Source organism: Psychroflexus salarius (assembly GCF_900129035.1).
In the GTDB taxonomy this organism is placed as follows: domain Bacteria; phylum Bacteroidota; class Bacteroidia; order Flavobacteriales; family Flavobacteriaceae; genus Psychroflexus; species Psychroflexus salarius.
This window is the reverse complement of record NZ_FQTW01000007.1, coordinates 65,562-79,143: the sequence shown is the minus strand read 5'-3', so window position 1 is coordinate 79,143 and position 13,582 is coordinate 65,562. Positions and strand designations below refer to the sequence as shown.

The 13,582-nt window shown below is 35.3% G+C and carries 12 protein-coding genes; 10 read left to right on the top strand and 2 right to left on the bottom strand.

What is annotated here, in order from left to right; genetic code table 11:
* Nucleotides 1-10 precede the first annotated feature (10 nt).
* From BUB82_RS09280 to BUB82_RS09270, 3 genes are read left to right on the top strand one after another with little or no spacing between them, the layout of a single operon-like run.
* Nucleotides 11-1,030: an N-acetylneuraminate synthase family protein gene (locus BUB82_RS09280; RefSeq protein ID WP_073193380.1), complete on the top strand. Its 1,020-nt coding sequence runs from the start codon at nucleotides 11-13 to the stop codon at nucleotides 1,028-1,030.
* Complete coding sequence (locus BUB82_RS09275) at nucleotides 1,030-2,451, top strand: O-antigen ligase family protein (RefSeq protein ID WP_073193341.1); 1,422 nt, start codon at nucleotides 1,030-1,032, stop codon at nucleotides 2,449-2,451. Before BUB82_RS09280 ends, BUB82_RS09275 begins: the two co-directional genes overlap by 1 nt.
* The gene (locus BUB82_RS09270; protein WP_073193340.1) at nucleotides 2,444-3,463 is read left to right on the top strand and encodes a glycosyltransferase family 4 protein; all 1,020 of its coding nucleotides are present in this window, start codon (nucleotides 2,444-2,446) and stop codon (nucleotides 3,461-3,463) included. Before BUB82_RS09275 ends, BUB82_RS09270 begins: the two co-directional genes overlap by 8 nt.
* A 325-nt stretch (nucleotides 3,464-3,788) precedes the next feature.
* On the opposite strand, the gene mnmD is transcribed toward BUB82_RS09270, so the two are convergent.
* Both mnmD and BUB82_RS09260 read right to left on the bottom strand, forming a co-directional pair.
* Nucleotides 3,789-4,460, bottom strand: a complete 672-nt coding sequence (mnmD, locus tag BUB82_RS09265) for a tRNA (5-methylaminomethyl-2-thiouridine)(34)-methyltransferase MnmC2 (RefSeq protein WP_073193339.1) — start codon at nucleotides 4,458-4,460, stop codon at nucleotides 3,789-3,791.
* Nucleotides 4,461-4,523: 63 nt separating this feature from the next.
* The gene (locus BUB82_RS09260) at nucleotides 4,524-5,093 is read right to left on the bottom strand and encodes a DUF4920 domain-containing protein (RefSeq protein ID WP_073193338.1); all 570 of its coding nucleotides are present in this window, start codon (nucleotides 5,091-5,093) and stop codon (nucleotides 4,524-4,526) included.
* 100 nt (nucleotides 5,094-5,193) lie between these two features.
* On the opposite strand from BUB82_RS09260, the gene BUB82_RS09255 reads away from it, so the two are divergent.
* From BUB82_RS09255 to BUB82_RS09225, 7 genes are all read left to right on the top strand, one after another.
* On the top strand, nucleotides 5,194-6,258 hold the full coding sequence (locus BUB82_RS09255; RefSeq protein ID WP_073193337.1) for a branched-chain amino acid aminotransferase: 1,065 nt from the start codon (nucleotides 5,194-5,196) through the stop codon (nucleotides 6,256-6,258).
* A gap of 924 nt (nucleotides 6,259-7,182) precedes the next feature.
* A complete protein-coding gene (locus BUB82_RS09250; protein WP_317041056.1) occupies nucleotides 7,183-8,100 on the top strand; it encodes a TIGR01777 family oxidoreductase in 918 nt (305 codons plus the stop codon).
* Between the two features lie 212 nt (nucleotides 8,101-8,312).
* Nucleotides 8,313-8,942 (top strand): SGNH/GDSL hydrolase family protein, encoded by a 630-nt coding sequence (locus BUB82_RS09245; protein ID WP_073193378.1) that lies wholly within the window; start codon nucleotides 8,313-8,315, stop codon nucleotides 8,940-8,942.
* Nucleotides 8,935-10,215, top strand: a complete 1,281-nt coding sequence (locus BUB82_RS09240; protein WP_073193336.1) for a DUF2851 family protein — start codon at nucleotides 8,935-8,937, stop codon at nucleotides 10,213-10,215. The genes BUB82_RS09245 and BUB82_RS09240 overlap by 8 nt, the downstream gene beginning before the upstream one ends.
* Nucleotides 10,212-10,439, top strand: a complete 228-nt coding sequence (locus tag BUB82_RS09235; protein WP_073193335.1) for a PspC family transcriptional regulator — start codon at nucleotides 10,212-10,214, stop codon at nucleotides 10,437-10,439. Before BUB82_RS09240 ends, BUB82_RS09235 begins: the two co-directional genes overlap by 4 nt.
* A gap of 178 nt (nucleotides 10,440-10,617) precedes the next feature.
* Nucleotides 10,618-12,687: an amino acid carrier protein gene (locus BUB82_RS09230; RefSeq protein ID WP_143185671.1), complete on the top strand. Its 2,070-nt coding sequence runs from the start codon at nucleotides 10,618-10,620 to the stop codon at nucleotides 12,685-12,687.
* A gap of 11 nt (nucleotides 12,688-12,698) precedes the next feature.
* Entirely contained in the window at nucleotides 12,699-13,580 is an 882-nt protein-coding gene (locus BUB82_RS09225) for a ComEA family DNA-binding protein (RefSeq protein WP_073193334.1), read from the top strand.
* The last annotated feature ends 2 nt before the right edge of the window (nucleotides 13,581-13,582 follow it).

The following is a 13,582-nucleotide window of genomic DNA, read 5'->3' as shown; positions in this document are numbered from 1 at the left end:
TAATAAAATAATGACAACACAAGCCTCGCTTTATACCATCGCTGAAATAGGTCAAGCCCATGAAGGGAGTTTAGGCATGCTATATGCATATATTGATGCTTTAGCTGAAATCGGTGTTAATGCGGTTAAATTTCAAACGCATGTGGCACATGCAGAAAGCAGTATATACGAACCTTTTCGGGTTCAATTTTCTAAACAAGATACCACGCGTTATGAGTATTGGGAGCGCATGTCATTTACACCAGAGCAGTGGAAAGCTATCGGTAATTACACGAAATCTAAAGGGCTTGATTTCATTAGCAGTCCCTTTTCTAACGCAGCAGTTGATATTTTAGAGGAAGCTAATGTCGATGTTTATAAAATTGGAAGTGGAGAAGTAACCAACCTTTTACTGCTTGAAAAAATAGCTCAAACTCAAAAGCCTGTCATTATTTCTAGCGGGATGAGTTCTTACCAAGAACTCGATGATGCCGTTCAATTTCTTTTAGGAAGGAAAGCTAATGTAAGTATTTTACAATGTACAACCGCTTATCCGACACAACCTGAGCAATATGGATTAAATGTAATTACAGAGCTTCAAAAGCGCTATCCGAATTTAAAAATTGGTTTCTCAGATCATTCAGGTTCCTTATCTGCAGGTTTAGCAGCCATCACCTTGGGCGCTGAAATTTTAGAGTTTCATGTGGTGTTTCATAAAAAAATGTTTGGCCCAGATGTTAAAGCATCCTTAACCCTAGAGGAAACAAAAGATTTGGTTGATTGCGGGAAAGAAATCATCACCGCACTAAACAATCCGATTGATAAAAAAAGCAACCATCAATTTACTGATTTAAAATCAATTTTTGAAAAGTCACTGGCGGTTAATAAAGATTTACCGAAAGGTCATAGCATTCAATTTGAAGATTTAGAAGCCAAAAAACCAAAAGGCTACGGCATTGATGCCTCAAGCTATCAAGCTATTATAGGTAAAAAATTACTTAAAGACATGAAAGCCTGGGCATTTTTAACAGACGACGATATCAAGAATTAATGCAAAGAAGACTCACAAAACGCCTCAAGCGACCCACTGAAATCCCGTATTTAAACGCTTTGATTTTTCATGTGGTACTGGGGTTTGCGATTTACCTCGTTAAATCCTTGGCAACGCTTTACTTTCTAGGCATATTAGTTTATTTTATTTTCAAAATCCTTCGAAACGCTAAAGATAAATATGTCGTTTTAGAAGCAGCTGCTTACATTACCGCCGCTGAGGTCTTTTTAAGAATGACAGACGGTGCTTTTTTACATGAAACAGGTAAGTACTCGGTCATTGTATTTATGTTATTGGGCATGTTCCTTCATGGTTTTAAACGAAAGGCGCTTATTTTTGTAGTCTATTTAGCCTTGTTATTACCTGCTGTTTATGTCACTTATGTTGATTTGCCTTTTGGCATGAATTTTCGAAAAAACATTTTATTTAATTTTTCAGGACCTCTATCGCTTGCAGCAAGCGCTTTATTCTGTTATGATTTAAAAATTAAGCTAAGCAGATTTTTAAAGATATTAGACTTAATGTTGCTGCCCATCATACTCATGACAGTCTATATTATCTTTTATGCGCCTGACTTATCTAAAGTCGTTACCAATGCAGATGCAAGTTTTGGGGCATCTGGCGGTTTTGGCCCTAATCAAGTCTCTACCGCTTTAGGAATAGGTTTATTTATCGGTTTAGTACGTTTTATTATGCCACATAAAAATAAGTTAGTTCAGCTAATCGTTCTTGGTAGTATACCTTTAATTGCTATGCGTGCTTTAGCGACTTTATCTAGAGGTGGTGTTTTTACCGCTTTGCTCATGTTTATTGCTTTTTTAGGCATATATTTTTGGTATGCGCCTATTAAATTAAAATCAAAGTCGTTTGTTAAACTTGCGCTCATTGTGGGTGTTGGAATAGTCGTGTGGACCGCTACTGTTGTATCAACCGGAGGTTTAGTTGCAAAAAAATATGCTAACGAGCAAGTTTCTGGTGAATCACGTGGTGATGTTACCACAGGTCGTGTTGAAATTGCCAATGCTGAATTTGAAATTTTTTCAGATCAACCTTTCTTAGGTTCTGGCGTTGGAATGAGTAAAGTAGCTAGATTAGAGTTGGTTGGTGATAAAGCGGCCTCACATAATGAAATTACACGAATGATTTCAGAGCATGGTTTATTAGGGATTATAGCACTTTTATTATTACTGCTTGTACCAGCTTTTAAATTCTTAAAACAGCCTAAAAATTTATTTATTATACCACTTATTGTCTTTTGGGGAGCAACGATTAATCATTCTGCTATGCGAATTGCTGCACCAGGATTTATCTATGGTTTAGCCTTGATAAGCATACAATATAAAGCGAAACGCTCAAACATTAAAAAGGGCATAAAAAAGAAATCCTTGAACAAGCCAAATACAATTGTAACTCATGTCTAAGTCCATTCTTTATTTAGGAAACCAACTTTCAAAAAAAGGTAAGACACCGACTTCAGTAGAAACGCTTGGACGCTTTTTAGAAAATGAAGGATTTACAGTCTTTAAGGCATCGTCTAAACAGAACCAACTTCATAGGTTGCTAGACATGTGGAAGTCAATTATAAGACTTCAGAAAAAAATTGATGTTGTTTTTATTGATACTTATAGTACGCTTGGCTTCTGGTTTTCTTATTCTTGCGGGTTGCTATGTCAATTTTTAAATTTAAGTTATGTTCCTATCCTAAGAGGCGGTGATTTACCAAAACGCTTGGCGAAAAACCCCAAACTTTGTCATCAGCTTTTTAACAATGCTAAAATTAATGTGGCGCCATCAGGCTATTTAATGCATCACTTTGAACAAGCGGGCTACACAAATTTAGTTTTTATCCCCAATACCATTGCTTTAAATCATTATGATTTTAAACAACGTGAACGCCTTAAACCAAATCTGCTTTGGGTACGTTCATTCGCAGAAATCTATCATCCACTTTTAGCCTTAAAAGTTCTCAAAGCACTTTTAAAGCGTTTTCCAGATGCAAAACTAAGTATGGTCGGACCCTTTAAAGACGATAGTATTCAAACTTGTCGTGCCTATGCCGAGAAACATAATTTACCAGTGACCTTTACTGGAGGCATGCCTAAAGCAGATTGGTTGGCTTATGCCCAAGATTTTGATGTGTTCATTAACACGACAAATGTTGATAATACGCCAGTAAGTGTCATTGAAGCCATGGCTTTAGGTCTGCCTGTTGTGAGCACCAATGTTGGCGGTTTACCTTTCTTATTAAAAGATCAAAAAGATGCTTTATTGGTGCCTCCTGATCATCCAGAAGCCATGTGTGAAGCCATAAAACAATTACTTAAAAAGCCTGAACTAACGCATTTACTTAGCCGTCAAGGTCGCCAAAAAGTTGAAGCTTTTGATTGGCAAGTGGTTAAACAACAGTGGTTTGAGGTGATTAGTGAATCGTGAATCGTTATCCGTGACTGGTTGACTAGTTGACTGGTGCTGAAAATGTGTTATCGGTTATCTGTTGTCGGTTTTCAGTGAGCCGTGAAGCGTGAATCGGCTAGTTAGTTCTAAGCTTTAAGCATTGGGCTTTAGGCATTTTTGCTTATAGCTTATGGCTTACAGCTTACAGCAGTTTTTGGGTCATGAGCTATCAGTTGCCAATAATTCGTGAATAGTGAAGCCTAGAGTTGGATTATGGCTTACGGTATATAGCTTATAGCTTTTTCGCAGATTAACGTATTTGCTTAATGGTGTAATAGTGTCATGATGAAGTGGAAGAGTAGTTTTATGACTTTGTTCCACGAAGCATTTCTCGTTTTCCAGGTGGTCCTGCTAAGCGTTCAACTTGAAAGCCTAATTCTTCAAGATTTCGGCGGACTTGACCTTTAGCGCAATAGGTCACAAAAATACCTTGGGGTGTAAGTGCGTCGTAGAATTTTTTTAAGATATTAATTTCCCAAAGTTTTGGCTGTACACGTGGCCCGAAAGCATCATAAAATATAATATCTGCCCAGTTAGATTCGTTTATTTCACTAAATTTTCGATGAATTTTCTCAAGTGTGAATAATGAATGAACCTCAATAGGCAAGTCCCACTCAGCTTGATGAAGCTTCTTAAATTCAGGTTCAATATCACCAAAGGCAGAAGAGAAATTAAGCTGTTCCATTTCGTTTTTGGTAATCGGGTAAGCTTCTATTGATTTATAGTGAACTTTTAAGGTGTTTTGTGTTGCCCAAACTAAAGTCATTAAAGCATTTAAACCTGTTCCAAATCCGGCCTCCAAAACATTAATTTTAGAGATGCTTTCTTGCTTAGCGTAGTAATTTAAGCCCATTTCCTCAAACACATGTCGGGCTTCTTGAATGGCACCGTGCTTAGAGTGGTAGTGTTCATCCCATTCAGGAATATGAAGACTATTTGAGCCATCAGCTGTGGTGATAATTTTACGTTTTAGCATATTGTAAAGCTAAAAAAACCGCTAAGCGATAAGCAAAGCGGCTGTGTTTAAAATTAAGTTTGATTACTTCATCTGGTACTTTACACCAGAAGCCATAAAGGCTAAAGTTGATTTAGGTTCAGTAATCGCAGCAATTTCATCTTCAGATTTACCCGCATCCTCAGCCATGTGTCGTTGTTCTTCTACACTCACATTTTCAACATAAGCTTTACCATTAACCACGGCAGTTTCGCCAGCGCTATCTTTTGGGACAAAAAAAGCATAATCCTTAAATTTAACGAAAGCTTCTTCTTGTTCGCCAATGGCTAAGCGCATCCAGCATCCTTTCTTCTTACAAACTGAATTAACTTTAGCCTCAAATTTGACTTGTAATGTATCGCCTGGAGTTAAGTTATTGTAGAGCTCAAAGATTTCAGTAGAACTTTTAACTTCAGTGAGTTCAAAATCTTCACCAAAAGTAGTTTGGTTTTGTAAGCTTAATTCTTTAGAAGACTCATCAACACCTTCTTTACTTTCTTTTCCAGTTGAAGTTTCTACCTCACTAGCCTTCTGTTCACTTTCAGCTGAAGATGAAGAATTTTGTTGACAAGCGCTTAATGCTATTAAAATTGATAATAAAACTGCTTTTTTCATGATAATAATCTAATTTATTTGCCTTAATTTAGGACAAAGTTAATAATATGTCGATTTAAATCATCAGCAAATTTAGTACATTTGCAAAAAATAAGATGACATGGACGCAAAAACTTCTATTTTAGATATTCAAACAGTTGCAAAGACTAGAATTAATGAAGTCGATTTTGATAACTTACAATTTGGAAAACAGTATGCTGACCATATGATGTACTGTGATTTTATTGATGGTGAATGGCAGCAACCTAAAATTGTACCTTATGGTCCGATGACGTTTCAACCTTCGGCTAAAGTTTTTCATTACGGTCAAGCGGTGTTTGAAGGGATGAAAGCTTTTAAAGATGATGATGATCAGGTTTGGTTATTTAGACCAGAAGAAAATTTTAAACGAATTAATCTTTCAAGCCAACGAATGGCGATTCCTGAATTTCCAAAAGATTATTTTTTCGAAAGTTTAAATACCTTATTAGAACTTGATAAAGATTGGGTTAAAAAAGGTAAGGGTAACTCTTTATATATTCGTCCTTTTGCGATAGCTACCGAGGCTGGTGTGTCTGCTTCTGAAGCCAATGAGTACCGTTTTATGATTATTACTTGTCCAGCTCAAGCCTATTATAACAAACCAGTAAAAGTTGTTTTTGCTCAAGAATATAGCCGTGCTGCTGATGGCGGTGTAGGGTTTGCTAAAGCTGCGGGTAATTATGGCGCGCAATTTTATCCAACTAAACTTGCTAAAGAAAAAGGCTTAGATCAAATTATTTGGACTGATGCTAGTTCGCATGAGTATTTAGAAGAAGCGGGTACCATGAATATCTTTTTTAGAATTGGAAATCAATTATTAACAGCTCCAACTAACGACCGTATTTTAGATGGTGTAACGCGAAAAAGTATCATTCAACTGGCCAAAGATGAAGGTGTTGAGGTAATTGTTGATCGGGTATCTGTAAAGCAAATTGTAGAAGCCGCTAAGTCTGGTGAATTAAAAGAAATTTTTGGTGCTGGTACAGCTGCTACTGTTGTTCGTGTTGAAGGTTTTGAGCATGATGGTGTTTATCACGATCTTCCTGAAGTCGAACAGCCTTATGCCACTCATTTTAAAAATAAACTACAAGATATTCAATATAATCGTGCTGATGATGCCCATCAATGGCGTTATAAGGTTTAAGTTTATAGTTGTTAGTTGTCGGTTAGCGGTTGTCAGTGAGTTGTTAACCGTGAATAGTGTAATGGTATAGTCGTGTAATAGTAAAATCGGTTCTCGTTTTTCTGTTGTCGGTTTTCTGTAATCAGTGATTCGTGATTCATTTTATTAGCTCTAAGCTTTAAGCAATAGGCTTTAGGCCTTTTTAGCTTACGGCTTATGGCTTATAGCATATAGCAATAATCTGTTCTCAGTTATCAGTTATCAGTTTTCTGTTGTCGGTTAGCAGTGATCTATTTTCTAAAATCTGTGATCTAATATCTGTGACCAGTGATTCGTGAATTCGTTTTGTTAGCTCTAAGCTTTAAGCAGTAGGCTTTAGGCTATTTTGCTTACGGCTTATAGCTTATAGCAGTTATGTGTTGTCAGTGTTTCGTGATTCGTTAATTTACTTATACCAACCTCGCTAATTTTAAAAACTAAATAGGGAGATACTTAGGGGATACTTAGGGGATGCCTAGGCCATACTTAATTCAATCAGTACTGATTTTTTGTAAGCCTCCGATAGGACCTTATGGTTTAAGATTTCCTGAAATTAGTCCCAAGACTTCGGGGTTGTTTCGTTTTCAAGGAAGATGAAAGAAAGAATTAATGCAGTCTTTGATCTATAGTCTTTAATCTGAAGTCTATATTCTATCGACTAAGCTTTATTTACCAGCTACAAAGTACTATTTGCAAGTTAATTGTGTAATCTTAATTTTCTAATTCAAAATTCAAAACTTTTAATCACCCACTACAGACTACTCAAACCTATTGGAGTTAAAGTTGCTTATATTGAGTCAAGACAACGAAGAGTCGAGAACACTAGCATAATTCAAACTTCGATTAGAATCTCTTGTTAAATCGTTTTTAAAACCAGTTCGTTAGCTTGGTTTAATCACTACTTTTATGAAAACAAAAATAATGAAAGTTTTAATTACAGGCGCCACAGGTTTGGTCGGTCAAGAATTGGTCAAACAATTTCATGCTGCTGATATTATGGTGCATTATTTATCGACCTCTCGTGATAAACTTGAAAATCTTGAATTATATAAAGGCTTTTATTGGAATCCTTCTACAGCTGAAATTGATGAAAAAGCATTCGAAGGCGTGACACATCTTATTAACTTAGCAGGTGCTAGTGTTGCTAAATCTTGGACGCCAAGTCATAAACGCGCCATTATTAATAGTCGCATAAATAGTTTAGATTTACTTCATAAAACTTTATCTAAACTTGATCATCAAGTAGAGCATTTCACTTCTGCGAGCGCCATCGGAATTTATAAAAGTGATTTTACAGTATTGCATGATGAATTTTCAGAAGAATTAGGGGATGATTTTTTAGCGCAAGTGGTTAAACAGTGGGAAGAAAAGGCCGAAGCCATTGAAGGGCTTGGTATTGATGTAGCTTTAGTTAGAATAGGCATTGTGTTATCTAAATCAGGCGGTGCTTTAGAAAAAATAAAATCTCCTGTTCAAAACTTTATCGGAGCGCCTTTAGCTTCAGGTTTACAATGGCAGTCTTGGATACACCTTAAAGATGTTGCTGCTATCTTTAAACATGTTGCTCAACAACATTTGGTTGGGACGTATAATGCTGTTGCACCTAACCCAACAACAAATAAAAAAATGACACAACAAATAGCTGAATGCCTTAGTAAACCTTTGTTTTTGCCTAATGTTCCAGCGTTTGTTTTAAAGTTAGCTTTAGGTGAACGTGCTACTTTAGTTTTATCCAGTCAACGTGTTAGCGCTGAACGTATTATTTCAACTGGTTTTGAATTCGATTTCTCTAAGCTTGAACCAGCCTTAAAAGATGTACTTTAGCAGTTTGAACCACGAAAATTTAAATATTTGTCAATTTCAGTTGTTAGCTATATCTCGTTAAATTTGATAAGTCTTAAAATTAAACCTATATTTATAAGATTAAATTTGCTTTGAGTTTACTTTCAAAGTAATTAGATGTTTAAAATTTTATTTTATCAGTATCTAAAGTGAAAAATTCATTTATCATTTTAAGCTTTTTAATTAGCGGATTTATGCAAGCACAACATTCCTACTTAGCCTTAGGCGATTCGTATACCATCGGTGAGTTAGTTGAATTAAAAAACTCTTGGCCACACCAGTTAGTCCAACGTCTTCAAACAGATGGTTTAAAAGTTGAAAACCCAAAAATTATTGCAGTGACGGGTTGGCGTACTGATGAACTTTTAGAGGCTATTAAAAAAGAACACATAAATCCTAATTCATTTGATGTGGTTTCTTTATTGATTGGTGTGAATAATCAATATCAGGGCAAGCCATTTCAGCAGTATGAAGTTGAATTCAAACAGCTTCTCGAAAAAGCGATAAGTATTTCAAAACAAGGGTCACAAGGCGTATTTGTAGTCGGAATTCCTGACTATAGTTCTACTAAATTTGCCATTGATGCGGGTAAACCTAATATTAAATCAGACTTAAAGGCTTATAATGCCTACGCGCAACAAGTTTGTAAAGCTTATAATGTCCCTTTTTATGATATTTTAGAGTTGGCACATGAGCTTAATAAGTCGCCTAAAATGTTAGCCAAAGATCAGTTGCACCCTAGCCAACTTCAATACACAGAATGGGTTAACTATTTCTATGAGGACGTTTATAATTATTTGAAGAAATTACCACAAGATGAATGAAGACTTTATTCATTACCTCTGGCGATTCAAGAAAATTCCAGTTTTAAATCTTCAGACTGTTAATGGTGAAACGGTTGAAGTAATTAAATTTGGGAATTACAACCAATCGCATTCAGGACCAGATTTTAAAGAAGCTATAATTAGATTAGGTCCTCAAACTTGGGCTGGTCAAGTAGAAATGCATATCAAGTCATCAGATTGGTATGCGCACCAACACGAAGTCGATTCAGCCTATGATAATGTAATTTTACATGTGGTTTGGGAGCATGACGTTGATGTGTTTCAAAAAGACCAATCGGTTTTGCCGACGCTTCAATTAAAAGATTTTGTTTCTAAGGACCTAGTTAAAGCTTATAAAGACTTTATGCAGCGCCCCCAAAAATTTATTCTTTGTGAAACTTCAGTTGGGCAACTAAATTCGCTTGATATTCAATTTTGGTTAGAGCGTTTATATATTGAGCGTTTATCAAGAAAATCACAACCCATTTTTGCTTACATTCAACAAACCAAGCAGCATTGGGATCAAATTTGCTTTATGCAACTAGCCAAAAGTTTTGGTTTAAAAGCGAATGCTGAGGTCTTTGAAGCTGTTGCACAATCAATAAACTTCAAACTTATTTTACAATACCAAAGTCAATTAGACCATCTAGAAGCCCTGTTGATGGGGCAAGCTAATTTATTGAAGATTGAGTGTGAAGACCACTATTATAATCATTTGCAGAAAATTTATAAATTTTTACAATCAAAGCACGAGCTTAAACCAGTTGGCTTCAAAGCAGAATTTTTTAGGTTAAGACCAGCTAATTTTCCAAGCATTCGTTTAGCGCAATTAGCAGGTTTGTTACATCAAAATGCAGGTTTGGCCAACCAACTTTTAAAAGTTAAACGACTCGCCGATTTAAAATCAATATTTACAATAGAAGTATCAACTTATTGGAAAACGCATTACAATTTTGGGAAGGAAAGCAAGCCGACAGCAAAGCAACTCAGTGCCGGTTTTGTTCAGCTTTGCGCCATAAATGCTATTATTCCATTGCAGTTTGCTTATTATCAATTTAAGCAAACACTAGACTTCGAGGCACAAATACTAGCTTTAGTGCGCAGTCTTAATCCTGAACACAATAGCATTATAAAAAGATTTAAGGCTATTGGTTTTGAAGATCAAATCAGTAGTGCTTTAGAAACCCAAGCCTTATTAACGTTAAAAAAGGACTATTGCGACCAAAAACGCTGTCTAAATTGTAATTTTGGAATTAAATTAATGCAACAATGACTCTAGTTAAGCAGCTTCGATTTTTCTTTGAGCGTCACGGTTTCTACGTCAGTACACGCTTAGCTGACCGACTTGGAATGAAAGTTAAATCGGTGCGTTTATTTTTTATTTACGCTTCATTTGCCACTTTTGGTGCTGGTTTTGTGATGTATTTAACCTTGGCTTTTTGGTTGAAATTGAAAGATTTAGTTTACACCAAGCGCACGTCAGTATTTGATTTGTAGGTTTTAATCAGTTCGCTTATTTTATATTAATCATATACATGGTTTTATTAATACCTAAATTATAATTGAAGTTGTATCAACAAATTCTTAACATAAGCTTTATAAACTCCTATTTTTTGTAGACTAATTCAAACATTTTTATATATTGCGGTGTCTTTTTAATCAAAATGCAAACTCCATGATTTATAGAAATTTATTGGTATTATTTAGCTTCTTGTTAAGTTTTGCCAATTATGCCCAAGAACTTAAGGTAACCCCCAAAGCCATTAACCCATCTGATGAAATTAATGATGGGCAAATTGAATTAAAAGTTACAGGTGGCGAAATGCCTTACAGTTACAAGTGGTCTAATGAAGAAACACCACTGTCCTCAAGTGTTTCCTCGGGTTTAGTTGAAGGTAAGCCTTATACAATTATTGTCTCTGATGCATCAGGATTGTCTAAAACAGTAACCGTAGAAATACCTTCAGAATCTATTACAGAACATTTCAACTCCACTTTTAAACCCATTGTAGACCAAATGGGTTCTGTTTTGTTTTGGGATCCATTTGCAGCCATTGGTATTTATGACCCTGTTGTTTATGCCAATAAAAAAATCATGTTTGCACCAGGCTGGAGTGCGGAAACCACTAATAAGTTTGTTTTAAAAAAATGGTTAGTCGAAAAAAATGCACATGTTGATAAAGGCCAAGATATTGCGGTAATTTCACGTGGTGACTTAGGTGATGTCACCGTAAAAGCAGAAGCCTCAGGTCAAATTAAATATATAGTTGATGAAGGTGCTTCCATTTTTAATCCTGAAAATCCTGAGGATGTAATTCAACAAAATGCGCATAAATTTGGTAGTATTATTTATGATGAACCAGTTGCTTTGTTACATCCCAATGGTGATCAACAAACCAAAGGAATTCCTTTTATTGTAGTTTGGTTAATTTTAGGAGCTGCCTTTTTTACATTCAGAATGGGCTTTATTAATGTTAGAGGTTTTAAACATGCCCTACAATTAGCTAAAGGTAAATTTGATGACCCTAAAGCGCCAGGCCGTATCACTCATTTTCAAGCATTATCTACAGCTGTTTCTGCAACTGTTGGTTTAGGTAATATAGCTGGTGTTGCAGTAGCTATATCTTTAGGTGGTGCAGGCGCAACTTTTTGGATGATTTTAGCAGGTTTGCTTGGTATGTCTTCGAAGTTTGTGGAATGTACCTTAGGTGTTAAATACAGATTCATCAATAAAGAAGGTCGAATTTTTGGTGGTCCGATGAATTATTTGCGTTATGGTTTAGAAAAGAAAAACCTCAGTAAGTTAGGTAAGGTTCTAGCAGGTTTATTTGCTATACTTGCCATTGGTGCTTCTTTTGGTGGCGGTAATATGTTTCAAGCGAATCAGTCATTTGCCATACTATCTGAACAAATCCCTTTTTTACAAGGTAATGGTTTTGCTTTCGGTGTCTTTTTAGCGGTATTAGTTGGTGTGGTAATTATTGGAGGTATTAATTCTATTGCTAACGTTACAGGAAAAGTTGTTCCTGTCATGGCCGCTGTTTACGTTTTAGGTGCATTAGTTGTTATCGGTATAAATATTCAAAATATTGGTCCTGCCTTTAGTGCCATTATCGACGGCGCATTTTCTCCAAGTGCTTTAAAAGGTGGGTTTATAGGTGTTCTAATTGTAGGTTTTCAACGAGCAGCATTCTCTAATGAAGCTGGTGTAGGTTCTGCAGCTATTGCTCACTCAGCTGCAAAAACCAATCATCCGCCTTCTGAAGGTTTTGTGGCTTTACTTGAACCTTTTATAGATACTGTTGTGGTGTGTACACTAACCGCTTTAGTTTTAATTTTTACAGGCATGCATGAAGTTGAAGGTGTTTCAGGTGTTGAATTAACGACTAATGCATTTGGTAGTGTTATTTCTTGGTTTCCTTATGTGTTGGCTTTAGCTGTATTTTTATTCGCATTTTCAACAATGATTTCTTGGTCTTATTATGGTATGAGAGCTTGGTCTTATGTGTTTGGCCGTGGTAAAAAAACAGAATTAGCATATAAAATCCTGTTCTTATTATTTGTTATTGTAGGGGCTTCGGTAAGTTTAGGCGCCGTACTTGATTTCTCAGATATGATGATTTTAGCGATGTCGTTCCCTAATATTATAGGATTATATATTTTATCTGGCGAAGTAAGAAAAGATTTAAGAAACTATGTAGCCGATTTAAAAGCAGGAAAATTGTTTAGTAGAGACGCGAGATAATACTTTAAATTATGAAACCTCAAAAATCCCAATTGGTCTGGACAACATCTGATCGAGTTGGGATTTTTGCGTTATTAATCCTTATCGGTGGATTAATTACTGGAGTGTATTTTGCTAAACAAAGTAAAAATTCTTCTGATTTTACAATTGATGAACCTGCACATCAAAATATACTTCAAATTGTAGATTCGTTAAAAAATAAACAAAATCAGCAAAAATCTTTCAAAATATATCCGTTTAATCCTAATTTTATAACCGATTATAAAGCTTATTCTTTAAAAATGCCAACAGAAGCCTTTGATAAATTACAAGCTTACAGAAATAAGGGGCAATGGATTAATTCAAAAGCCGATTTTAAAAAGGTAACTGGCGTTAGCGATGATTGGATGAAAACTTATTCAGGGTATTTTAAATTTCCAGATTGGGTTATAGAGCAACAGCAAAAGCAAATAGACCATCAAAAGCTTGCTGAAAAAGAATTAAGTTTTGATGAAAAAAAAGATTTGAACTTAGCAAATATTGAAGATTTAATAAAAATTAAAGGGGTTGGTGATTATTATGCCAAAAAAATCATCCAGAGGCGTGAACGTTTAAACGGCTTTAGAGGTGATGTTCAGTTAAAGGATGTTTATGGTTTAAGTTATGAAGTTGAAAACGAAATTATGAAATATTACACCGTAAAAACTTCAACTAAAAATAAATTAATTGATATTAATACAGCTTCTATCATTCAACTTCAGCAAATTCCATACTTTGATTACGAATTGGCTAGAAAAATATTCAACTTTATAAAGTTAAGAGAAGGGATTTCAAGTTTTGATGAACTTAATAAGATTAAAGATTTTCCGACTTATAAAATTCCACAATTAAAATTATACTTAAATATACAGTAATT

Bases quoted from the DNA above. Each gene is read 5' to 3' on its own strand.
- BUB82_RS09280 (WP_073193380.1), top strand. From the start codon at position 11: ATGACAACACAAGCCTCGCTTTATACCATCGCTGAAATAGGTCAAGCC.
- BUB82_RS09245 (WP_073193378.1), top strand. From the start codon at position 8,313: ATGCAAGCACAACATTCCTACTTAGCCTTAGGCGATTCGTATACCATC.
- BUB82_RS09250 (WP_317041056.1), top strand. From the start codon at position 7,183: ATGAAAACAAAAATAATGAAAGTTTTAATTACAGGCGCCACAGGTTTG.
- BUB82_RS09260 (WP_073193338.1), bottom strand. From the start codon at position 5,093: ATGAAAAAAGCAGTTTTATTATCAATTTTAATAGCATTAAGCGCTTGT.
- BUB82_RS09230 (WP_143185671.1), top strand. From the start codon at position 10,618: ATGATTTATAGAAATTTATTGGTATTATTTAGCTTCTTGTTAAGTTTT.
- BUB82_RS09235 (WP_073193335.1), top strand. From the start codon at position 10,212: ATGACTCTAGTTAAGCAGCTTCGATTTTTCTTTGAGCGTCACGGTTTC.
- BUB82_RS09240 (WP_073193336.1), top strand. From the start codon at position 8,935: ATGAATGAAGACTTTATTCATTACCTCTGGCGATTCAAGAAAATTCCA.
- BUB82_RS09225 (WP_073193334.1), top strand. From the start codon at position 12,699: ATGAAACCTCAAAAATCCCAATTGGTCTGGACAACATCTGATCGAGTT.
- BUB82_RS09275 (WP_073193341.1), top strand. From the start codon at position 1,030: ATGCAAAGAAGACTCACAAAACGCCTCAAGCGACCCACTGAAATCCCG.
- BUB82_RS09255 (WP_073193337.1), top strand. From the start codon at position 5,194: ATGGACGCAAAAACTTCTATTTTAGATATTCAAACAGTTGCAAAGACT.
- BUB82_RS09270 (WP_073193340.1), top strand. From the start codon at position 2,444: ATGTCTAAGTCCATTCTTTATTTAGGAAACCAACTTTCAAAAAAAGGT.
- mnmD (WP_073193339.1), bottom strand. From the start codon at position 4,460: ATGCTAAAACGTAAAATTATCACCACAGCTGATGGCTCAAATAGTCTT.